This is a genomic window from Streptomyces sp. B3I8 (genome assembly GCF_030816915.1).
Lineage (GTDB): Bacteria > Actinomycetota > Actinomycetes > Streptomycetales > Streptomycetaceae > Streptomyces.
The window spans coordinates 2,424,700-2,446,855 of the sequence record NZ_JAUSYN010000002.1 but is presented as its reverse complement, the minus strand read 5'-3'; the positions used below and the strand labels follow the sequence as shown (position 1 = coordinate 2,446,855).

General features: G+C 72.4%; 14 protein-coding genes and 1 pseudogene. 6 read left to right on the top strand and 9 right to left on the bottom strand.

Translation table 11 applies throughout. The features are described 5' to 3' along the window. Window positions 1-173: 173 nt before the first annotated feature. Window positions 174-1,595, top strand: a complete 1,422-nt coding sequence (locus QFZ64_RS12860) for an alkaline phosphatase family protein (protein ID WP_307065213.1) — start codon at window positions 174-176, stop codon at window positions 1,593-1,595. A 211-nt stretch (window positions 1,596-1,806) separates the two neighbouring features. Here the strand turns inward: QFZ64_RS12860 and rbsD are convergent, their stop codons facing one another. The 5 genes from rbsD to QFZ64_RS12835 form a co-directional block, all read right to left on the bottom strand. Next, window positions 1,807-2,208: a D-ribose pyranase gene (gene rbsD / locus QFZ64_RS12855; RefSeq protein ID WP_307065211.1), complete on the bottom strand. Its 402-nt coding sequence runs from the start codon at window positions 2,206-2,208 to the stop codon at window positions 1,807-1,809. Further along, entirely contained in the window at window positions 2,205-3,110 is a 906-nt protein-coding gene (locus tag QFZ64_RS12850) for a ribokinase (protein WP_307065209.1), read from the bottom strand. Before QFZ64_RS12850 ends, rbsD begins: the two co-directional genes overlap by 4 nt. A gap of 65 nt (window positions 3,111-3,175) precedes the next feature. Further along, a complete protein-coding gene (locus QFZ64_RS12845) occupies window positions 3,176-5,134 on the bottom strand; it encodes a substrate-binding domain-containing protein (RefSeq protein ID WP_307065207.1) in 1,959 nt (652 codons plus the stop codon). Beyond that, window positions 5,124-6,671 carry a sugar ABC transporter ATP-binding protein gene (locus tag QFZ64_RS12840; protein WP_307065206.1) on the bottom strand — a complete coding sequence of 516 codons (1,548 nt, stop codon included), beginning with the start codon at window positions 6,669-6,671 and terminating at the stop codon, window positions 5,124-5,126. Before QFZ64_RS12840 ends, QFZ64_RS12845 begins: the two co-directional genes overlap by 11 nt. After that, complete coding sequence (locus QFZ64_RS12835; protein ID WP_307065204.1) at window positions 6,668-7,777, bottom strand: LacI family DNA-binding transcriptional regulator; 1,110 nt, start codon at window positions 7,775-7,777, stop codon at window positions 6,668-6,670. Before QFZ64_RS12835 ends, QFZ64_RS12840 begins: the two co-directional genes overlap by 4 nt. 385 nt (window positions 7,778-8,162) lie before the next feature. Between QFZ64_RS12835 and QFZ64_RS12830 the strand changes: the two genes are divergently transcribed. Together QFZ64_RS12830 and QFZ64_RS12825 are read left to right on the top strand one after the other, a co-directional pair. Next, the gene (locus tag QFZ64_RS12830) at window positions 8,163-10,430 is read left to right on the top strand and encodes an ATP-dependent RecD-like DNA helicase (RefSeq protein ID WP_307065202.1); all 2,268 of its coding nucleotides are present in this window, start codon (window positions 8,163-8,165) and stop codon (window positions 10,428-10,430) included. A 198-nt stretch (window positions 10,431-10,628) separates the two neighbouring features. Further along, window positions 10,629-11,918: a citrate synthase gene (locus QFZ64_RS12825; RefSeq protein ID WP_307065200.1), complete on the top strand. Its 1,290-nt coding sequence runs from the start codon at window positions 10,629-10,631 to the stop codon at window positions 11,916-11,918. A gap of 862 nt (window positions 11,919-12,780) precedes the next feature. Here QFZ64_RS12825 and QFZ64_RS12820 read toward each other — a convergent pair. The 3 genes from QFZ64_RS12820 to QFZ64_RS12810 form a co-directional block, all read right to left on the bottom strand. Further along, on the bottom strand, window positions 12,781-15,135 hold the full coding sequence (locus QFZ64_RS12820; RefSeq protein WP_307065198.1) for a cation-translocating P-type ATPase: 2,355 nt from the start codon (window positions 15,133-15,135) through the stop codon (window positions 12,781-12,783). Between the two features lie 28 nt (window positions 15,136-15,163). Further along, a complete protein-coding gene (locus QFZ64_RS12815; RefSeq protein ID WP_307065197.1) occupies window positions 15,164-15,403 on the bottom strand; it encodes a heavy-metal-associated domain-containing protein in 240 nt (79 codons plus the stop codon). Between the two features lie 152 nt (window positions 15,404-15,555). After that, window positions 15,556-15,756, bottom strand: coding sequence for an AlpA family transcriptional regulator (locus tag QFZ64_RS12810; RefSeq protein ID WP_307065195.1), 201 nt, complete (start codon window positions 15,754-15,756; stop codon window positions 15,556-15,558). A 327-nt stretch (window positions 15,757-16,083) separates the two neighbouring features. Between QFZ64_RS12810 and iolB the strand changes: the two are divergent. After that, window positions 16,084-16,921 (top strand): annotated as a pseudogene (iolB, locus tag QFZ64_RS12805) (5-deoxy-glucuronate isomerase). 109 nt (window positions 16,922-17,030) lie between these two features. Here the strand turns inward: iolB and QFZ64_RS12800 are convergent. Beyond that, window positions 17,031-17,882, bottom strand: a complete 852-nt coding sequence (locus QFZ64_RS12800; protein WP_307065193.1) for a hypothetical protein — start codon at window positions 17,880-17,882, stop codon at window positions 17,031-17,033. Window positions 17,883-18,148: 266 nt separating this feature from the next. Between QFZ64_RS12800 and QFZ64_RS12795 the strand changes: the two genes are divergently transcribed. After that, window positions 18,149-20,803 (top strand): alpha/beta fold hydrolase, encoded by a 2,655-nt coding sequence (locus tag QFZ64_RS12795; protein WP_307065192.1) that lies wholly within the window; start codon window positions 18,149-18,151, stop codon window positions 20,801-20,803. Next, a complete protein-coding gene (locus QFZ64_RS12790; RefSeq protein ID WP_307065191.1) occupies window positions 20,800-21,687 on the top strand; it encodes an ABC transporter permease in 888 nt (295 codons plus the stop codon). Before QFZ64_RS12795 ends, QFZ64_RS12790 begins: the two co-directional genes overlap by 4 nt. Window positions 21,688-22,156: the final 469 nt, after the last annotated feature.

Here is a 22,156-nt window from a genome sequence, read left to right as displayed (position 1 = left end):
GTGCGGCCGGGGCGGGCCGGAGCGGCGGCAGCCGCCCGACCTCTCGCGGGCAACGGAACGTTGACGCCAAGTTCACCCCATGCCCCTGACAACTATCGCCGCCCGCGCGCACAGTGAACGGCAGGGCCCGCCCCGCAGTCACCGCACCGCCCGACGACACGAAAGGGCACCGCATGACCCCGCCGCCGCTCACCCGCCGCAGACTCCTCGGCTCCGCCGCCGCCGCGTCCACGCTCACCCTCCTGCCCCCGAGCGTCCAGAAGGCCGTCGCCGCCGGACCCCCGAAGCAGGGTTCCCTGCGCGACATCGAGCACGTCGTCCTGCTGATGCAGGAGAACCGGTCCTTCGACCACTACTTCGGCACCCTCTCCGGCGTTCGCGGCTTCCACGACCCGCAGGCCCTCAAGCTCGACACCGGCCGCTCCGTCTTCTTCCAGCCCGACGCCCAGAACCCGCGCGGCTACCTGCTCCCCTTCCACCTCGACACCCACACCTCCAGCGCCCAGGCCATCCCGTCCACCAGCCACGCCTGGACCGTGCAGCACGAGGCGTGGAACGGCGGCAGGATGGACCAGTGGCTGCCGGCCCACCGCAAGGCCGACGGCGTCAACGGCCCCTACGTCATGGGCTACTACACCCGCGAGGACATCCCCTTCCAGTTCGCCCTCGCCGAGACGTTCACCGTCTGCGACAACTACTTCTGCTCGGTCTTCGGCCCCACCTGGCCCAACCGCCTGTACTGGATGACCGGCACCATCGACCCCGGCGGCACGCGGGGCGGCCCGATCCTCACCAACAAGGCGCCCAAGCCGTACCAGTGGACGACGTACGCCGAGCGGCTCCAGGCGGCCGGGGTGAGCTGGAAGGTGTACCAGCAGGACGACGACTACGGCTGCAACATGCTGGAGGAGTTCGCCGCGTTCCAGGACGCCGAGCCCGGCTCCGACCTCTACGAGCGCGGTATGCGCCCGCAGCCCGAGGGCACCTTCGAGGACGACGCCCGCAACGACCGCCTCCCGGCCGTCTCCTGGATCATCCCGACCAGCTACCAGTCCGAGCACCCGGACTACCTGCCCGCCGCCGGCGCCGACTTCGTCGCCTCCAAGATCGAGGCGATCGCGTCCAACCCGAAGGTGTGGCGCAAGACCGCCTTCATCCTCAACTACGACGAGAACGACGGGCTGTTCGACCACGTCCCGCCGCCCACCCCGCCCGAGGGCACGAAGGACGAGTTCGTGAAGGGGCTCCCGATCGGCGGCGGCTTCCGGGTGCCGGCCATCGTCATCTCGCCGTGGACGGTGGGCGGCTGGGTCGCCTCCGAGTCGTTCGACCACACCTCGGTGCTCCAGTTCCTGGAGCGCTTCACCGGGGTGGCGGAGCCCAACATCAGCGACTGGCGCCGGGACACCTTCGGCGACCTCACCTCCGCCTTCCGCTTCCACTCCGCGCACCGGCACGTGCCCCGGCTGCCCGACGACACCGCCGAGCAGCTGGAGAAGGCGAAGGAGGAGGTGGCGACCCTGCCGGAACCGACGCTCCCGGGCGCCGACCAGTCCTATCCGCCGCAGGAACGGGGCCGCCGCCCGCACGCGTGAGCGGCCCCGGTCCGGGCCCCCGCCCGGCGCCCCGGAAAAATCTTGTACGCCCGTGCAACCGTCGGCGCCCGTCGCGGGTCGTACGTGGCATCAGGACCGCTGGGGGGAGGATCTGGGGGGATCCGCGGGGGTTCTGACATGGGGAGGCGCGAGGGGCCCGGTCGACGACCGGGCCCCTCAGACGTACCCGGCCCCCGTCCGGCGGCCGTTCCTAGAAGAACACCCCGCACCGCAGCAGCACGTTCGCGTACGGGCGTGCCTCGCCGGTGCGCACCACCAGGCGGGCCCCCGCCGACAGTTCCTTCAAGCGTTCGTGCGGCACCAGTGCCAGTTCGCGCCCGGGGCCCGCGAAGCGGGCCCGCAGCACGTCCGCCGCGGCCGGGTTGGCCGCGTGGACCTCCTCGGCCGCGACCGCCCCCTCCACCACCAGCTCCTCGAGGAGACCGTCGAGCACCTCGACGAACGCCGGGACACCGGCCCGGAACGCCAGGTCCACCACGCGCGGCCCGGCCGGGATCGGCATCCCGACGTCGCACACCAGCACCCCGTCGCCGTGCCCCAGTTCCGCCAGCGCGCCGGCGAGATGACGGTTGAGGATCCCGGACCGCTTCATACCGCCGCGACCTCCTCCGCCGTCGGGAACGACGCCTGCGCCCCCGCCCGCGTCACCGCCGCCGCGCCCACCCGGGCCGCGTACGCCGCCGCGTCCGCCAGGGCCTCGCCCGCACCCAGCCGCCAGGCCAGCGCGGCGGTGAACGCGTCGCCCGCGCCGGTGGTGTCGACCGCGTCGACCTTCACCGACGGCACCCGCACCGGGGCGCCCGTGCCGTCGGAGACCACCGCGCCCGCAGCGCCGAGCGTCACCACGACCGACCGCGGCCCCAGCGCCAGCAGCGCCGCCGCCCACTCCTCGGGGGTGTCCCCGAGCCCGGCGTCGCCCGCGACGACCCGCGCCTCGTGCTCGTTGACGATCAGCGGATCGCAGGCCGCGAGCACCTCGCCGGGCAGCGCCCGGGGCGGCGAGGGGTTCAGCACGAAACGGGTGCCGTCCGGCAGGTTCCGTACGACCTCCACGACCGTCTCCAGCGGGATCTCGAGTTGCGCCGAGACGACCCGGGAGGCGCCCAGCGGACCGCCGGCGGCGCGGACGTCGTCCGGGGTCAGCCGGGCGTTGGCGCCGGGGGAGACCACGATGCTGTTGTCCCCGGAGGGGTCCACCGTGATCAGGGCCACCCCGGTCGGCGCCCCGCCGACCAGCACGCCCGCCGTGTCCACGCCGGACGCCCGCTGCGAGTCCAGCAGCAGCCGCCCGTGCCCGTCGTCGCCGACCCGCGCCAGCAGGGCCGTACGGGCCCCGAGCCGGGCGGCGGCGACGGCCTGGTTGGCGCCCTTGCCGCCCGGGTGGACGGCGAGGTCCGAGCCGAGGACGGTCTCCCCGGCCGCGGGCCGCCGCTCGACCCCGATCACCAGATCGGCGTTGGCCGACCCCACGACCAGCAGGTCGTAGTCGTACATGCGTCGTCTCCCTGTAGAGGGAACGGGGCTCGCCCGTTCCGCGCGGTGGTCCCTCAGCCGGCCCGTCAGCCGGTGAATCCGGCGACGTTCTTCTTCGTGACCACCTTCACCGGCACCTTCACCGTCGCGTCGACCTTCTTGCCGTCGACCGCCCGCAGCGCGTTGTCCACCGCGATCCGCCCGAGCTGGGAGGGCTGCTGCGCCACGGACGCGTACAGCGTGCCGTCCTGCACCGCCTTCAGCCCGTCAGGCGTGCCGTCGAAGCCGACCACGGCCACCGACTTCCCCGCCTTGGAGCCCAGCGCCTTGATCGCGCCGAGCGCCATCTCGTCGTTGGCCGCGATGACGCCCTGCACGTCGGGGTGGGCCTGGAGCAGGTTGGACATCACGTCGAGCCCCTTGGTGCGGTCGAAGTCCGCGGGCTGCTCGGCGAGGACCTTGATGCCGGGGTAGGCCTCGAGCCCCTTGGCGAAGCCCTCGGCGCGTTCCCGGGCGGCGGAGGTGCCCGCCTGGCCCTGGAGGATGACGATCCTGCCAGTGCCGCCGAGCTTCTCGGCGACCGTCTTCGCGGCGAGCTCGCCACCGGCGACGTTGTCCGAGGCGACCAGCGTCCTGGTCTTCGCCTTGTTGACGCCGCGGTCGACGGCGACGACGGGGATGTCGGCCTTGTCGGCGGCGCGTACGGAGGGTGCCGCCGCATCCGAGTCGACCGGGTTGACGATGATCGCGCCGTAACTCGAACTGGTGAAGTTCTGGAGCTGGTTGGCCTGCTGGGAGGCGTCGTTCTGGGCGTCGGTGACCGTCAGGTCCACGCCCCGCTTCTTCGCCTCCGCCTGCGCGCCGGACCGGATCTGCACGAAGAACGGGTTGTTGAGGGTGGACAGCGAGAGCCCGACCTTCGGGTTCTTCGAGGCGTCGGACCCGCCGTGCAGGAAGGAGGTCGCGCCCACGACCGCCACGGTGACCACGGCCGCGAGGACGTACGTCGTCGCCTGCTTCCTCCTGTCGCCCGGCGTCCCGGCGCCCGCGGCCGGCGTGCTCGCCCCCGCCTTGCGCCGCGCGGTGTCCAGCAGTACGGCCAGCGCGATGACGACGCCGATGACGACCTGCTGCCAGAACGCGGACACCGACAGCAGGTTGAGGCCGTTGCGCAGCACCGCGAGGATCAGAGCGCCGATCAGCGTGCCCGACGCCTTGCCGGTGCCGCCCGCGAGCGAGGCGCCGCCGATGACGACCGCGGCGATCGCGTCCAGCTCGTAGCCGTCGGCGGCCTGCGGCTGCGCGGAGGAGAGCCTGGAGGCCAGCACGATGCCCGCGGCGGCCGCGAACAGGCCGGAGAGGGCGTAGATGGCGAGCTTCTGCTTCTTCACCCGCAGCCCGGAGAGCCGGGCCGCCTCCTCGTTGCCGCCGATGGCGTACATGGAGCGGCCGATGTAGGTACGGCCCAGGATCAGCGCGGCCACGAGGCCGAGGACCACCATGACGAGGACCGGCACCGGCAGCCAGCCGCCGAGGGTGTCGCCGAGGTGCGAGACCGAGGCGGGGAACGGGATCGGGGAGCCGCCGGAGACGACCAGCGACAGACCGCGGCCCACCGACAGCATGGCGAGCGTCGCGATGAACGGCGGCAGCTTCCCGTACGCGATGAGGAAACCGTTCACCAGCCCGGCCGCCACACCGGTGGCCACCGCGAGGAGCACGGCGAGCACCACCGGCACCCCGTGGGAGGTCGCGGACCAGGCGAGCACGGTGGCCGACAGCGCGGCCACCGAGCCGACGGAGAGGTCGATGCCCGCCGAGACGATCACGAAGGTGACGCCGAAGGCGAGGATCGCCGTCACGGCGGCCTGGACGCCGACGTTGAGCAGGTTGTCCGTGGTCAGGAAGTCGCCGGACAGCGCCGACATGGCGATGACCAGGACGATCAGCGCGGTGAGGGCGCCGTTGTCGAGAAGCAGCCGGCGCAGGCCGGCCGTGGCGCCACCCTGCGCGCCCGGCTCTTTCTTGAGCGTGTCAGTGGCCACCGTCGGCCTCCGTTCCGTGCGTTCCGTTCGTTCCGTGTGTTCCGTCTGTGTGCTTGCTGACGGCGAGGGCCATCACCGTGTCCTGCGTGGCCTCGGCGGCGCTGAGTTCACCGGCGACGCGGCCCTGTGCCATGACGACCACCCGGTCGCTCATGCCGAGCACCTCCGGCAGATCGCTGGAGATCATCAGCACGGCGGCACCGGCGGCCGTCAGTTCGTTGATGAGCTGGTAGATCTCGACCTTGGCGCCGACGTCGATGCCGCGCGTCGGCTCGTCGAGGATCAGCACCTTGGTGTGCGCCAGCAGCCACTTGCCGATGACGACCTTCTGCTGGTTGCCGCCGGACAGCGTGCGCACCTGCTGGCCGAGCCCGGCCATCCGCACGCCGAGCTGCCCGGCGACCTTGGCGGCGGCGGCCCGCTGCCCCTTGCGGTCGACCAGCCCGGCGTGGGTCGCCGACCGCATGGTGACCAGGCCGAGGTTCTCCTCCACCGAGGCGTCCAGCACGAGGCCCTGGCCCTTGCGGTCCTCCGGCACGAGCCCGATCCCGGCTTCCATGGCGGCGTTCACGTCGTGACGCCGCAACGGCGCGCCCTCGACGCGCACGGCGCCGGCGTCGTACGGGTCGGCGCCGAACACGGCCCGGGCGACCTCGGTCCGGCCGGCCCCGACGAGGCCCGCGATGCCGACGACCTCACCGGCCCGCACCTCGAACCCGATGTCGTGGAAGACGCCGCTGCGGGTCAGCCCCTGCACGGTGAGGAGTGCCTCGCCGGTGTCGGGGCGCTGACGCGGGTACTGCTGTTCGATCGAGCGGCCGACCATCAGCCGGACCAGCTCGTCCTCGGGCGTGGACGCCGGCACCTGGCCGACGCTGCGGCCGTCACGGAGGACGGTGACCCGGTCGCCGAGCGCGGCGATCTCCTCCAGGTGGTGCGTGATGAACACGATTCCGACGCCGTCCTCGCGCAGCCGCCGCACGATGGCGAACAGCTTCTCGACCTCCTCGGAGGTCAGCACGGCGGTCGGCTCGTCCATGATCAGGACGCGCGCGTCCAGGCTGAGCGCCTTGGCGATCTCGACCATCTGCAGCCGCGCGACACCGAGTTCGCGCACCCGGGCGCGGGGGGAGACGTCCACCCCGACCCGCTTCAGCAGCACCTCGGCGTCGGCCTCCATGCGCCCCCGGTCGATCAGACCGAAGCGGCGCGGCTGCCGGCCCAGGAAGACGTTCTCGGCGACCGTCAGATCGGGAACGAGGTTGAACTCCTGGTAGATGGTGGCGATCCCGAGCCGCTCGGAGTCCTGCGCACCATGGATGCGCACCTCCTCGCCGCCGACCACGATCCGGCCGGCGTCGGGCGTGTAGGCACCGGAGAGCATCTTGATCAGCGTGCTCTTGCCGGCACCGTTCTCGCCGAGGAGCACGTGCACCTCGCCCCGGCGCAGATCGAAGTCGACGCTGTCGAGCGCGACCACGCCGGGGAAGGTCTTGCGGATGCCCTCGATGCGCAGCAACTCGTCCGGGCTGCTCACGGCGTACTCCTTCGTACGGGGGACGGGGACGGGGAGGCGGCCTCGGCGGGGGACGTCGGGGCCGACGGTGTCGATGGGCCGGCCGGCGGCGGGTCCGCCGGTGCCGGCGGGGCCGCCGGTTCGCCGCACGAGCGGCGTACGACGAGCCGGGCGGGGAGCGTGACGGACTCCCCGGGGCGGCCCTCGATCCGGTCGACGAGCGCGCGTACGGCCGCCCGCCCCAGCTCGCCCGTCGGCTGGGCGACCGCCGTGACCGGCGGATCGGTGTGCACGAACCACGGGATGTCGTCGAACGCGGCGAGCGCGAGGTCCCCTGGGACCCGCAGCCCGCGCGCGCGGACGGCGTCCAGCGCGCCGAGCGCCATCAGGTTGTCGGCGGCGAACACGACCTCGGGCGGCTCGTCCAGGTCGAGGAAGCGCTCGGTGGCGCGGCGGCCGCTCGTGGCCTGGAAGTCGCCCTGGCCGATGTAGTCGTCGGGGAGGGGGAGCCCGTACTCCGCGAGCGCCTCCTGGAACGCCGTCACGCGCTCCCGGCCGGTGGTGGTGGCCGCCGGGCCCGCGATGATCGCGAGCCGCCGGTGCCCCAGCCGGTGCAGATGGGCGACGAGCGCGCGCACGGCCGCCCGCCCGTCGGACCGCACCACGGGCACGTCGAGGCCCGCGATCCAGCGGTCCACGAAGACCATGGGGGTGCCGGCCCGCACCGCGTCCAGCATCAGCGGGGAACCGCCGTCGGTCGGCGAGACCAGCAACCCGTCGATGCGCCGGTCCAGCAGGGTCCGCACATGGTGGTCCTGGAGGTCCGGCCGCTCGTCGGCATTGCCGATGATCACGCTGTACCCGAGCGCGCGGGCCTCCTCCTCGACGGAGCGGGCCAGCTCGGTGAAGTACGGGTTCATCACGTCGCTGATGACCAGGCCGAGCGTGCGGGTCTGGTCGGTGCGCAGCGACCGGGCGACGGCGTTGGGCCGGTAGCCCAGCGTCTCGACGGCGGCCAGCACACGGGCGCGTGCGGCGGCGCTGACCGACGGGTGGCCGTTGAGCGCCCGCGAGACCGTCGCGACGGACACACCCGCCTCGGCGGCGACATCCTTGATGCTCGCCATCGCCGTTCCACCTCCTCGTGGAATCGATTACACGGAGGATTGGAAACGATTACACGAGTGCGTGACAAGAGGGTGGAGTGGCCGAAATCGAATCGTGACCGACCGGGAGGGTGCTCCCCGAGGCGGACATATCGGGCCGCGTCGCCCGGGGGACGCCGGCCCGAACGACTCCACCGCCCGGTCGGCGGACCGTCAAGCGGGCGTAGGGAAGCGGCACTTGCCCGCCTGCCCCTACCAGTGCCACTGCCGTGCCGCGGACCACCGGCGGCCGTCCTCGTGGCGGTCGGCGGAGCGAGGTCACCACCCGGGCTCCACCCGGCCCCGCCCGCCCGGCGGAGCCACCCGCGCCCACCCCCCTGTCACACCCCACCGGTACCGTCGGCTCATGCCCAACCAGCCCCCCGCGGCCCCCGGTGAGAGGCGGCTCGCCACCCTCGAAGGCGTCCTGGAGCGCATCACGTACGCCAACGAGGAGAACGGCTACACGGTCGCCCGCGTCGACACCGGCAGAGGCGCCGGCGATCTGCTGACCGTCGTCGGCGCGCTGCTCGGCGCGCAGGCGGGGGAGTCGCTGCGGATGGAGGGACGCTGGGGCTCGCACCCGCAGTACGGCAAGCAGTTCGTCGTCGAGAACTACACGACCGTCCTGCCCGCCACCATCCAGGGCATCCGGCGCTATCTGGGCTCCGGCCTGGTCAAGGGCATCGGGCCGGTCTTCGCCGACCGGATCACCCAGCACTTCGGCATCGACACCCTCACGATCATCGAGGAGGAGCCGGGGCGCCTCATCGAGGTGCCCGGCCTCGGCCCCAAGCGGACCAGGAAGATCGCCGACGCCTGGGAGGAGCAGAAGGCGATCAAGGAGGTCATGCTCTTCCTGCAGACCGTCGAGGTGTCCACCTCCATCGCCGTGCGCATCTACAAGAAGTACGGCGACGCGTCCATCTCCGTGGTGAAGAACCAGCCCTACCGGCTCGCCGCCGACGTGTGGGGCATCGGATTCCTGACCGCCGACAAGATCGCCCAGTCCGTCGGCATCCCGCACGACAGTCCGGAGCGGGTGAAGGCGGGGTTGCAGTACGCGCTGTCGCAGGCCACCGACCAGGGGCACTGCTACCTCCCCGAGGAGCGGCTGATCGCCGACGCGGTGAAGCTGCTCCAGGTGGACACCGGGCTCGTCATCGAGTGCCTGGCCGCGCTCGCCGCCGAGCCCGAGAACCCCGAGGACGACCCCGGCGTCGTCCGCGAGAAGATCCCCGACCCCGACGGCGGCGACCCCGTCACCGCCGTCTACCTGGTGCCGTTCCACCGCGCCGAACTGTCCCTGGCCGGGCAGACGTTGCGGCTGCTGCGCGCGGGGGAGGACCGGATGCCCGGCTTCGCGGACGTCGACTGGGACAAGGCGCTCGGCTGGCTGAGGGGGCGCACGGGGGTCGAACTCGCGCCCGAACAGGAGGCCGCCGTCAGGCTGGCGCTGACGCAGAAGGTCGCCGTGCTCACCGGCGGGCCCGGCTGCGGCAAGTCCTTCACCGTCCGCTCGATCGTGGAGCTGGCGCGCGCCAAGAAGGCCAAGGTGGTCCTCGCCGCGCCCACCGGGCGGGCCGCCAAACGGCTCGCCGAGCTGACCGGCGCCGAGGCGTCCACCGTGCACCGGCTCCTCGAACTCAAGCCCGGCGGCGACGCGGCCTACGACCGGGAGCGGCCGCTCGACGCCGACCTGGTCGTCGTCGACGAGGCGTCCATGCTGGACCTGCTGCTCGCGAACAAGCTGGTCAAGGCCGTGCCCCCGGGCGCGCACCTGCTCTTCGTCGGGGACGTCGACCAGCTCCCCAGCGTCGGCGCCGGGGAGGTGCTCCGGGATCTGCTGGCCGCCGGCGGACCGGTCCCCGCCGTGCGGCTGACCCGGGTCTTCCGGCAGGCCCAGCAGTCCGGCGTCGTGACCAACGCGCACCGGATCAACGCCGGGCAGCATCCCGTCACCGACGGCATGAAGGACTTCTTCCTCTTCGTCGAGGACGACACGGAGGAGGCGGGGCGGCTCACGGTCGACGTCGCCGCCCGCCGCATCCCGGCGAAGTTCGGGCTCGACCCACGGCGCGACGTTCAGGTGCTCGCGCCCATGCACCGGGGCCCGGCCGGCGCCGGCACGCTCAACGGGCTGCTCCAGCAGGCCGTCACCCCGGCCAGACCCGACGTGGCCGAGAAGCGGTTCGGCGGCCGGGTGTTCCGCGTCGGCGACAAGGTCACCCAGATCCGCAACAACTACGACAAGGGCGAGAACGGCGTCTTCAACGGCACCGTCGGCGTCGTCACCTCCCTCGACCTCGTCGAGCAGCGCCTGACGGTGCTCACCGACGAGGACGAGGAGGTTCCCTACGACTTCGACGAGCTGGACGAACTGGCACACGCCTACGCCGTCACCATCCACCGCTCCCAGGGCAGCGAGTACCCGGCGGTCGTCATCCCGGTGACCACCGGCGCCTGGATGATGCTCCAGCGCAATCTGCTCTACACGGCGGTCACCCGGGCCAAGCGGCTGGTCGTCCTCGTCGGCTCCCGCAAGGCGATCGGCCAAGCGGTGCGCACCGTCTCGGCGGGCCGCCGGTGCACCGCACTGGATTTCCGCCTCGCCGGCTCCGCCGTCCACAAATGATCGATCAAATGAGTCGCGAAGGTCACAGAGCACTTCCGCAACCGGAGCGAAGGGGGCAGGATGAGCAGGTTGGCGGCACTCAGTGCCGCCAATGCGCCCAACGGCCGACCCCGAGTGCACGCTTCTGCGCCGAATGGGGGATGGTAGAGACAGTCAGGGCACCTCGAAGATGAGGCACTACGTCGGGTGAGGGAAGACGTGAGCGACAACTCTGTAGTACTGCGGTTCGGCGACGGCGAATACACCTACCCGGTGGTCGACAGCACCGTCGGCGACAAGGGCTTCGACATCGGCAAGCTCCGCGCCCAGACCGGTCTGGTAACCCTGGACAGCGGCTACGGCAACACCGCCGCCTACAAATCCGCCGTCACCTATCTCGACGGCGAGCAGGGCATCCTCCGGTACCGCGGCTACCCGATCGAGCAGCTCGCCGAGCGGTCGACCTTCCTGGAGGTCGCCTACCTGCTCATCAACGGTGAGCTGCCGACCGTCGACCAGCTCTCCACGTTCAAGACCGAGATCACGCAGCACACGCTGCTGCACGAGGACGTCAAGAACTTCTACAAGGGCTTCCCGCGCGACGCCCACCCGATGGCCATGCTGTCCTCGGTGGTCTCCGCGCTGTCCACCTTCTACCAGGACAGCCACAACCCGTTCGACGAGAAGCAGCGCGACCTCTCCACGATCCGCCTGCTCGCCAAGCTCCCGACGATCGCGGCGTACGCGTACAAGAAGTCGATCGGTCACCCGTTCGTCTACCCGCGCAACGACCTCGGCTACGTCGAGAACTTCCTGCGCATGACCTTCTCCGTGCCGGCCCAGGAGTACGACCTCGACCCGGTCGTCGTCTCCGCGCTGGACAAGCTGCTCATCCTGCACGCGGACCACGAGCAGAACTGTTCGACCTCCACCGTGCGCCTGGTCGGCTCCTCGCAGGCGAACATGTTCGCCTCGATCTCCGCCGGCATCTCCGCCCTGTGGGGCCCCCTGCACGGCGGCGCCAACCAGTCCGTCCTGGAGATGCTCACGGGTATCCAGGAGTCCGGCGGCGACGTCGACACCTTCATCCGCAAGGTGAAGAACAAGGAGGACGGCGTCCGGCTGATGGGCTTCGGCCACCGGGTCTACAAGAACTTCGACCCGCGCGCCAAGATCATTAAGGCTGCCGCGCACGACGTGCTCTCCGCCCTCGGCAAGTCCGACGAGCTGCTCGACATCGCGCTCAAGCTGGAGGAGCACGCGCTCTCCGACGACTACTTCACCGAGCGCAAGCTCTACCCGAACGTCGACTTCTACACCGGTCTGATCTACCGGGCCATGGGCTTCCCGACCGAGATGTTCACGGTCCTGTTCGCCCTCGGCCGGCTCCCCGGCTGGATCGCCCAGTGGACCGAAATGATCAAGGAGCCCGGCTCCCGCATCGGCCGCCCGCGCCAGATCTACACGGGCGTGGTCGAGCGCGATTTCGTCCCGGTCGAGCAGCGCTGACGTCGTCTCCCCGGGCCTCGACAAGGGGCGCGGGGCCGTGTCGACATGCGGCTCCGCCGCGTGGGCGCAATCTTTGAGGGGTGGTCCGGGGGGGCGAAGCCCCCCAGGCGAAGAAGGGGAGGGGCGGCGGGGGCGAAAGAACCGGCCCGGCCCCCCTCCCCGCACCCGACGACGGAAACGACAGAAGGCGCCCTGGTTCACCGGTCCCCCCACGGGCCGGCGACCAGGGCGCCTTCCCGTGTCCCGGTACGGATTCCCCCCACGGGATCCGGCCGGGCGTCTGGAGACAGCGCCTGAATCGCTGTGGGCACGGCCGAGCAGAACCCGCCGTACCACTGTGTCCGCGGCTCGCGCCGCATGTTGTCGCCTGCCGGGACGCGCACGCGCGGGAGGGCCGCTCAAAGCTCCCCGGTGTACGTGCCCCGGCAACGCTTCCTTCTGCTCTCGGCCGGCCACGGGCCTGCCTCGAGCACAAGGCACCTCTTTCCGGGAACGTCCCCCAAGACATCCCCAGATGTCAGTCGCGCCCCCCAAGACGCTTCTGACATCGCCAACTTAGACCCACGAACCCCTTCGATGGTTACATTCACATCACTGTGATCTGCGTCTCTTGCATATCCCCCGAAGGTGCGCAAGTGCCTCGATATGGCGATCGAGACCCAGCGTAAGGAAGATGCGCGAGCCTTGTGAAGAGCTTATGTGAGGCGCGCTCCGGACTCTAGGGGGTCTCTTACCTCGTCATCAGAAGAATGCTCATCGTAATAATCGAAGGCCAGGAGCTTCGGCCGAGACCACGGGGGCGCAGGGGGTGCGGGGGCAGTGGGCCCGAGCCCGAGCCCAGGCCCGAGCCCGCCCCCGAGCCTCAGGAGAACGACCGCAGCCGCAGGCTGTTGGTCACCACGAACACCGACGAGAAGGCCATCGCGGCCCCCGCGATCATCGGGTTCAGCAGCCCTGCCGCCGCCAGCGGCAGCGCGGCCACGTTGTAACCGAACGCCCAGACCAGGTTCCCCTTGATCGTGGCGAGCGTCCGCCGGGACAGCCGGATCGCGTCCGCCGCCGCCCGCAGATCGCCCCGGACGAGGGTGAGGTCACCGGCCTCGATCGCGGCGTCCGTCCCGGTGCCCATGGCCAGCCCCAGATCGGCGGTGGCCAGGGCCGCCGCGTCGTTGACGCCGTCGCCGACCATGGCGACCGTACGGCCCTCGCGCTGCAGCCGCCGGACCTCGGCGACCTTGTCCTCGGGCAGCACCTCGGCGATCACCTCGTCGATGCCGACGCTCCGCGCCACCGCCTCGGCGACCGCCCGGTTGTCCCCGGTCAGCAGCACCGGCGTCAGCCCCAGCGCGCGCAGCCGCCGTACGGCCTCGGCGCTGGTGTCCTTGACCGCGTCGGCCACCGCCAGTACGCCGGCCGCCGTTCCGTCGAGGGCGACGACCACGGCCGTACGCCCCTCGGCCTCCGCCGCCGCGCGTGCCCGTGCCAACTCCTCCGGGAGCGCGGCCGTCGCCTCGGCGAGCCGGCCCACCGCCACCTCGCGCCCCGCCACGCGCCCGCGCACACCGCGCCCGGGAACGTTCTCGAAGTGTTCGACGGCGGGCAAGGCGCCCTCGTCCTCCCGCGCGCCGGGGGCGTGCGCCGTGCGGAGGCGTTCCCGGGCGCCTGCGGCGATCGCGCGCGCCACCGGATGCTCCGATGCGTCCTCCAGCGCGCCCGCGAGCCGCAGCAGCTCCCGCCGGTCGGTTCCCTCGGCCGCGCAGACGTCCTGGAGCGTCATCCGACCGGTGGTCACGGTGCCGGTCTTGTCCAGCACCACCGTGTCCACACGACGGGTGGACTCCAGTACCTCGGGGCCCTTGATCAGGATGCCGAGCTGGGCGCCCCGGCCGGTGCCGACCATCAGCGCGGTCGGCGTGGCCAGCCCCAGCGCGCACGGACAGGCGATGATCAGCACGGCGACCGCCGCCGTGAACGCGGCCACCGAGTCGCCGGTGACGCCGAGCCACACGCCGAACGTGCCGGCCGCGAGCAGCAGCACCACGGGGACGAAGACCGCGGAGACCCGGTCGGCCAGCCGCTGCACCTCGGCCTTCCCGTTCTGCGCGTCCTCCACCAGCCGCGCCATCCGCGCGAGTTGGGTGTCCGCCCCGACCCGGGTGGCCTCGACGACCAGTCGGCCCCCGGCGTTCACGGTGGCCCCGGTGACCGTGTCGCCCACGGTCACGTCCACCGGCACCGATTCGCCGGTCAGCATGGCGGCGTCGACGGCGGAGGAGCCCTCCACCACGGTCCCGTCGGTGGCGATCTTCTCGCCGGGCCGTACGACGAACCGGTCGCCGACGCCCAGCGCGTTCACCGGCACCCGCACTTCACGGCCGTCCCGCAGCACGGCGACGTCCTTCGCGCCCAGTTCGAGCAGGGCACGCAGCGCGGCGCCCGCCCGCCGCTTGGAGCGGGCCTCCAGGTAGCGGCCGAGCAGGATGAGGGTGATCACCCCGGCGGCGACCTCCAGATAGATGGTCGACGCCCCGTCCGTGCGGGTCACCGTCCACTCGAAGCCGTGCCGCATGCCGGGCATGCCGGCGTCGCCCCGGAACAGTGCCCACAGCGACCAGCCGAAGGCGGCGAGCGTGCCGAGCGAGACGAGGGTGTCCATGGTGGCCGCCCCGTGCCGCACGTTGGTGTACGCGGCCCGGTGGAACGGCAGCCCGCCCCAGACGACGACGGGCGCGGCGAGCGTGAGTGAGAGCCACTGCCAGTTGTCGAACTGCAGCGCGGGGACCATGGCGAACAGCACGACCGGCGCGGCGAGCAGCGCCGAGATGACGAGCCGCTGCCGGAGGGAAGCGAGCTCGGCGCCGGGGCCGCCCGACCCCGGCGCCTCGCCGCCCGCCTGCGCTGCCTGCGGCGCATCCCCCTGTCGGGGCCGCGGTTCCGGTGGTGGCGGCGGGGTCTTCTCCCGTGCCGTGTACCCGGTCCTCACCACCGTCGCGATCAGGTCGTCGACGGCGACCTCCGTCGGGTACGCCACCTTGGCCTTCTCGGTCGCGTAGTTGACCGTGGCGGTGACGCCCTCCATGCGGTTGAGTTTCTTCTCGACGCGGGCCGCGCAGGAGGCGCAGGTCATCCCGCCGATGAGCAGCTCGACCTCGGCGCGGGAGGTGTCGTCCGGCGCCGGGGTCCCCGTGGCGGGCCCGGGGGCGGTGGTGCTGGTCATGGGCTACCGGCTTCCGTCTCTCGGATTCTCAGAGGGTGCCGACGAGCTCGAATCCGGCCTCGTCCACCGCGGCGCGGACGGCGGCCTCCTCGAGCGGGGCGGCGGAGACGACGGTGACCTCACCGGTGGAGGCGACGGCCTTGACGGAGCTGACCCCGTCCAGTTCGGAGATCTCGCTTCCGACGGCACCCTCGCAGTGCCCGCAGCTCATGCCGCTCACCTTGTAGACGGTGGTGACGCCGGTCGTGGTGTCGCCGGTGGAAGTCATGGGGTGCTCCTCAGCTGCGGTACATCGGTACGTATGGGGTCTACGGTACGCAGAATATACCCCTAGGGGGTATCAGGCAAAGGTCCCGCCGCCCCGGCACGCGCCGACCGGTACCCCGGGCGGCGCCCGAGGTACTGGTCGTTCCGTGCCCCCTACTGGTTCCGCCGGCCCCGGTTGCCGGGGCGGGCCGCGACCCACGCGCGGACGGTCTCGGCGTACCAGTACGGCTTCCCGCCCTCCGTGTGGTCGGGTGGCGGCAGCAGTCCGTGCTTGCGGTAGGACCGCACGGTGGCCGGCTGCACCCTGATGTGCGCGGCGATCTCCTTGTACGACCAGAGTCGGTCCTGGGTCATCGCTGTACCTCCCCGCGAGCGCCCGGCGGCGACCCGGACGGGCCGGCGGGGGAGCCGGGCGCTGCGCTCGGCGATCACAAAGCCTGTGCGGGGTGAACGACGCAGGGTGACGACGGGGAAGGCGCTGTCACCGGGCCGGGACGAACACATCGCGCCTCGGTGACGTCCGTAACAGATTCGATGCGTCCGCGACCGTACGGTTCCGGTCGGCTCGGCATGTCGTCCGAATGTCCGGACAAAACATTGACAGGGCTCCCGCGCCGCCGCTAGACCTGTGTGCAGCCGGGGGCGAGGGGGCCGCCGGGGCGAACCGCTGCGAGGATTTCGATGAGCCGCACGACGACCGACACCGGCAGCGCCGACGGACTGCACCTCCCGCACGGCAGCACCGCCCGCGGCCCGTACGCACTGGACATCGACCCCGAGCGGGCCGGCTGGACCCACAGCGCGCTGCGCGTCGTCGAACTGCCGCCGGGCGGCACGCACAGGTTCGACGCCGGCGACAGCGAGTGGCTCGTCGTCCCGCTGAACGGCGCCTGCACGGTCACCGTCGAGGACGACGTCTTCTCGCTCTCCGGACGTGACGACGTGTTCGCGTCCGTCACCGACTTCGCGTACGTCCCCCGCGACACCCACACCCAGATCGCCTCCGGCGCGGGAGGCCGCTTCGCCCTGGCAGGAGCGAAGTGCGAGCGCCGACTCCCCGCCCGCTACGGCCCCGCGCCGGAGGTACCCGTCGAGGTCCGGGGCAGCGGCGGCTGCGCCCGCCGGGTACGCAACTTCGCCTCCGCCGACGCCTTCGCGTGCGACCGGCTCATCGCCGTGGAGGTCATCACCCCGGGCGGGAACTGGTCGTCGTACCCGCCGCACAAGCACGACGAGGAAGTGCCGGGCGAGGAGACGCGGCTGGAGGAGATCTACTACTTCGAGATCGAGGGCCGGGGCGGCTTCGGCTACCAGCGGGTGTCGCCGTCCCGGGAGGGCGGCGCCGACGTGCTGGCCGAGGTCCGCACGGGCGACACGGTCCTGGTCCCCGACGGCTGGCACGGCCCGTCCGTCGCCCAGCCGGGCCACGACATGTACTACCCTCAACGTCATGGCGGGCCCGGGAGAGCGCGAGTGGCGCATCCGGTTCCACCCCGACCACGCGGACGGATACCGCTGACCCGGACAGCGGCGGGACTCGGGGCGCGGGACGGCCCGGGCCGTGAGACGTACGGCCGCGTGGCCGCGGAGGAGGACGGGGCCTCCTCCGCGCCGCCCCGCCCGGTTGCTCAGCCCGCCTGCGAACCCGCCGCCTTCACCGCGTCGGTGAGGTCGCCGGTCTGCGCGGCGGGCGGGGCGGTCACGTCCTTGGTGGCGCCGAACTTCTCGAAGTCCATGGTGACCTTCATGACGCCGAAATTCTGCGTGATGCGCACCGGGAGGTCCTCGGCGCCCACCCAGACGTCCATGGTGATGCTGTCGGAGCCGCCGGTCATCGAGTCGAAGAGGGTGTCCTCGTCGGTGTAGGCCTTCTTCAGCCTGCCCATGTCGTTCTGGTCGATCACGGCCCGGTAGTGGGTCGTCGACCTGCCGTCGACCTTCTCCTCGCCCAGGTCGTCGACGTCGCTCGCGTACTTCAGGCTCTTCATGGACGCCGACGGGCTGCCGCCGCCTGCGGAGCTGAGCGCGTCGGCGCCGGACTTCCCGAACACGGCCGAGCTGTCGACCTTCATCCACTCCTTGCCCGCCAGGGGACCGGAGGGCTGCGGGTCGACGTCGTAGTAGTAGGCGCCGTCCACGAACAGCATGCGCGTCGTCGGGGAGTCCTGGAGCGTCTGCATCTGCGCCGCCGCGGTGTCCATCTCGACGTCGAACGCGTACCCGTGGCCCCAGGAGTACGTGCCGTCCGCGGTGACCGGCCGCCCCGAGCCGGTGTCGGTGGTCATCCGCACCTGGGCGGAGCCCAGCTGCTCGGTGCGGTCGGTGGCGCGGGACAGCGCCGCCATGATCGTGCCGGTTCTGCCGACGGCCTTGTCGACGGCGTCCGACGCCGTCTTCGTGCCCTGGGAGCCGCACGCGGAGGTGACGACCATGGCAGCCGCCGTCATCCCCACCCAGGCCGCCGTGTACCTCAGCTTCATGAGTCCCCACCCGTAGCCGTGAATCCGTGAATCAGCTGTGTGATCCTTCTGAGCGCGGGAGCCTACCCGGCCCCACTGACAGCGCCCCGAGGAGCCCCGCGCCGACCTGGCCCGATGTCCGGCCGCCGGCGGTGCCGCCCCCCCCGGCGCCCCCTCCGCGTACCGCGTCCGTGGTACGTGACCGGGGCCGTGTACGTCCGAGGGAGGGCGGCGCCCTCACCCCCGGGGCCGCTCCGGTTGTCGGCGGCGGCCCGTACGGTTGAGCCATGGATCTTCGACTGTCCCGCGCCCGGAGGCTGCTGCGGGGGCCGCGGCGGCTGGCGGCCGCCTTGGCCGCCGTCGTCGTGCTCGCCGGCGCGGGGACGTGGACGGCCGCCGCGTCCGACGACGCGCCGGCCGTCCACGTGAGCGACGCGGCGCTGCCCATGGGCGGCGGAGTCCGCCTGGACACCTCCTACTTCACCGCCGGCCCCGCCGGCCGCCGCCCCGCCGTCCTGCTGGCGCACGGCTTCGGCGGCAGCAAGGAGGACGTGCGCGGCCAGGCCGAGGACCTCGCCCGCGACGGCTACGCCGTGCTCACCTGGTCCGCCCGCGGCTTCGGCCGGTCCACCGGGAAGATCGGGCTGAACGACCCCGAGGCCGAGGTCGCCGACGTCTCCCGCCTCCTCGACTGGCTCGCCGACCGCCCCGAGGTGCGGCTGGACAAGGCGGGCGACCCCCGCGTCGGCATGGCCGGCGCCTCCTACGGGGGCGCGATCTCGCTGCTCGCCGCCGGGTACGACGACCGGGTCGACGCCATCGCCCCGTCGATCACGTACTGGAACCTCTCGGACGCCCTGTTCCCGAACGGCGTCTTCAAGAAGCTGTGGACGAGCCTGTTCCTCAACTCCGGCGGCGGCTGCGCCCGGTTCGAGCCCGCGCTGTGCCGGATGTACCAGCGCGTCGCCGAGTCCGGGAAGCCCGACGCCGAGGCCCGCGCCCTGCTGACCGCGCGCTCCCCGCAGAAGGTCGGCGACCGCATCGAGGTGCCCACCCTGCTGACCCAGGGCCAGACCGACTCCCTCTTCCCGCTCGGCCAGGCCGACGCCGCGGCGAAGGCGATCAGGGCCAACGGCGCCCCGGTCGACGTCGACTGGATCAGCGGCGGCCACGACGGCGGGAACATGGAGACAGCCCGCGTCGAGGGCCGCGTGACGTCCTGGTTCGACCGCTACCTCAAGGGCGACAAGGGCGCCGACACCGGCCCGGCCTTCCGCGTCACCCGCACCGGCGGCGTCGACTCCACCGACGGCGAGACCCTGCTGCGCGGGGCGAGTGAGGACCGGTACCCGGGCCTGGCGAGCGGACCGCGCGCGATCCCCCTCACCGGCGGCGAACAGCGCTTCGACAACCCGGCCGGCGCCGGCCCGCCCGCCATCTCCGCCCTGCCCGGCCTCGGCGACTCGGGCGGACTGTCCCAGCTCTCCTCCCTCGGTGTCGGCGTCTCCCTCGACTTCCCCGGCCAGTTCGCGGCGTTCGAGTCCGCGCCGCTCACCCGGGACCTGCAGGTCACCGGCTCGCCCACCGCGACCGTCCACGTGCGCTCCACCGGCGAGGACGCCGTCCTGTTCGCCAAGGTGTACGACGTCGCCCCCGGCGACTCCCGGCCCGGGCTGCCCGCGCAACTGGTCACCCCGATCCGGGTCGAGGACGCCCGCCGCGGCAAGGACGTCACGCTCACCCTGCCCGCCGTCGACCACGAGTGGCGCAAGGGCCACCGGCTCCGGCTGGTGCTGTCCTCCACCGACCTCGCCTACGCCTCTCCGACCCACCCCGCCACGTACACCGCCGCCCTCGAGGGCGAACTGACGGTCCCGACCGCCCCCGGCGTGCGCACCGCCGACACCCCGCTGCCCTCCTGGGTGTGGTGGCTGCCGCTCGCCGGGGCCGCGCTCGCGGCGGCCCTGCTGCTCACCGCCCGCCGCCGCACCACCGCCCCGGCCCCTGACCCCGCACTGGCCGGCGTGCCCCTGGAGATCACCGGCCTGAGCAAGCGGTACGCCAAGTCCGCCGACAGGTACGCCGTCAAGGACGTCTCCTTCCGCGTGGAGCGCGGCCAGGTGCTCGGCCTGCTCGGCCCGAACGGCGCCGGCAAGACCACCACCCTGCGCATGCTGATGGGCCTGATCACCCCGGACGACGGCGAGATCCGCGTCTTCGGCCACGCCGTCCGCCCCGGCGCCTCCGTACTGTCCCGGGTGGGCGCCTTCGTCGAGGGCGCCGGCTTCCTGCCGCATCTGTCCGGCCGGGACAACCTGCGGCTGTACTGGCAGGCCACCGGCCGCCCGGCCGAGGACGCGCACCTTCGGGAGGCGCTGGAGATCGCCGGGCTGAGCGACGAGGCGCTGGCCCGCGCGGTGCGCACGTACTCGCAGGGCATGCGCCAGCGCCTGGCCATCGCCCAGGCCATGCTCGGCCTGCCGGACCTGCTGATACTCGACGAACCCACCAACGGCCTGGACCCGCCGCAGATCCGCGAGATGCGCGAGGTGATGATCCGGTACGCGGCGGCCGGCCGCACGGTGATCGTCTCCAGCCATCTGCTGGCCGAGGTCGAGCAGTCCTGCACACATCTGGTCGTCATGGACCGCGGCCGACTGGTCCAGGCCGGCCCGGTCGGCGAGATCACCGGCGCCGGGGACACCCTGCTCGTCGGCACGCAGACACCCGTCGGCGAGCCGCTGGCGGAGAAGGTCGCCGCCCTGCCCGGCATCACCTCGGCCGTGGCCGTCGAGGGCGGGCTGCTGGTCGGGCTGGAGCCGGACGGCAGCGTGCCGCGGCTGGTCGCCGAACTCGTCCGCCTGGAGGTCCCCGTGGCGTCGGTGGGCCCCCACCGCCGCCTGGAGGACGCCTTCCTGACCCTGATCGGAGGCTCGGCATGAGCAGCCTCGCCGGTCCCGCTTCGCCCGGCCGCCCGTCGCCGCCCCCCGAGGTCGCCGACGGGTACCGGGCCGGGCGCACCCTGCCGCTGCGGGTCGAGCTGATCCGCCAGCTCAAGCGGCGCCGCACGCTCGTCATGGGCGCGGTGCTCGCGCTGTTGCCCTTCGTGCTGCTGATCGCGTTCGCCGTGGGCGACCCCGGCTCGCAGGGCGACCGCGTCACCCTGATGGACACGGCGACGGCGTCCGGCGCCAACTTCGCCGCGGTCAACCTGTTCGTCTCCGCCGGGTTCCTGCTGGTGGTGCCGGTCGCCCTGTTCTGCGGGGACACGGTCGCCTCCGAGGCGAGCTGGTCCTCGCTGCGGTACCTGCTGGCGGCGCCCGTGCCGCGGGCCCGGCTGCTGTGGTCCAAGCTCACCGTCGCACTGGCGCTGAGCCTGGCCGCGATGGTGCTGCTGCCACTGGTCGCGCTGGCCGTCGGCTCGGTCGCCTACGGCTGGGGACCGCTGCACATCCCCACCGGCGGCACCCTGGCCACCGGCACCGCGGCCCAGCGGCTGGTCATCGCGGTGGCGTACATATTCGCCTCCCAACTGGTCACCGCCGGGCTCGCGTTCTGGCTGTCCACCAAGACCGACGCACCCCTGGGCGCGGTCGGCGGCGCCGTGGGCCTGACGATCGTGGGCAATGTGCTCGACGCGGTCACCGCGCTCGGCCACTGGCGCGACTTCCTGCCCGCGCACTGGCAGTTCGCCTGGATCGACGCCGTCCAGCCGCGGCCCGAGTGGTCCGGGATGGCGCAGGGCACCGCCGTGTCGGTCGCCTACGCGCTCGTCCTGTTCGCGGCGGCGTTCCGCGGCTTCACACGGAAGGACATCGTGTCGTAGCGAGGTGCCGTTGCACACGGAAGCGGGGCGCCGGACGATCGGTGCCCCGCTTCCGTGTACGGGCGCTCGGCGCCCGGACCCGCTCGGTCCATGCCGACGAAATGACCGCCGACCGCCTGGACGTCGTTGGCCAGGCCTTCCTTCCGGGCGCCCGCGTCCAACCGGGTGAACCCCAGCAACCAATCCTGCGGCGCCGAGTTGATGAGGCCGTAGGACATGCGTTGCCGAAGAGAGGGACGCGGAGTGCTCAGGAATCCGAAGGTCGCCGTGACGGCCGCCGGGCCGCTCCGGCCCGCGCGACCGGGCGGAGAGAAGTCGCGGAGCCGTCACCGCAGCCGCACGGAGGATCACTGCGGTGATTACCTTTCGCGCGTCGGTGCGGGCGTCGCGGCTTTCTCCGGGGTACCGCGTCGACCAGGTCCGCGGCGCTCGGGCGTCGTCACGGACGACACGCGTTCCGCGGCTTCCT

Excerpts from the sequence above, each read along its gene's own strand:
- QFZ64_RS12860 (WP_307065213.1), top strand. The coding sequence starts at position 174 with ATGACCCCGCCGCCGCTCACCCGCCGCAGACTCCTCGGCTCCGCCGCC.
- rbsD (WP_307065211.1), bottom strand. The coding sequence starts at position 2,208 with ATGAAGCGGTCCGGGATCCTCAACCGTCATCTCGCCGGCGCGCTGGCG.
- QFZ64_RS12850 (WP_307065209.1), bottom strand. The coding sequence starts at position 3,110 with ATGTACGACTACGACCTGCTGGTCGTGGGGTCGGCCAACGCCGATCTG.
- QFZ64_RS12835 (WP_307065204.1), bottom strand. The coding sequence starts at position 7,777 with ATGGCGAGCATCAAGGATGTCGCCGCCGAGGCGGGTGTGTCCGTCGCG.
- QFZ64_RS12830 (WP_307065202.1), top strand. The coding sequence starts at position 8,163 with ATGCCCAACCAGCCCCCCGCGGCCCCCGGTGAGAGGCGGCTCGCCACC.
- QFZ64_RS12820 (WP_307065198.1), bottom strand. The coding sequence starts at position 15,135 with ATGACCAGCACCACCGCCCCCGGGCCCGCCACGGGGACCCCGGCGCCG.
- QFZ64_RS12815 (WP_307065197.1), bottom strand. The coding sequence starts at position 15,403 with ATGACTTCCACCGGCGACACCACGACCGGCGTCACCACCGTCTACAAG.
- QFZ64_RS12810 (WP_307065195.1), bottom strand. The coding sequence starts at position 15,756 with ATGACCCAGGACCGACTCTGGTCGTACAAGGAGATCGCCGCGCACATC.
- QFZ64_RS12800 (WP_307065193.1), bottom strand. The coding sequence starts at position 17,882 with ATGAAGCTGAGGTACACGGCGGCCTGGGTGGGGATGACGGCGGCTGCC.
- QFZ64_RS12795 (WP_307065192.1), top strand. The coding sequence starts at position 18,149 with ATGGATCTTCGACTGTCCCGCGCCCGGAGGCTGCTGCGGGGGCCGCGG.
- QFZ64_RS12790 (WP_307065191.1), top strand. The coding sequence starts at position 20,800 with ATGAGCAGCCTCGCCGGTCCCGCTTCGCCCGGCCGCCCGTCGCCGCCC.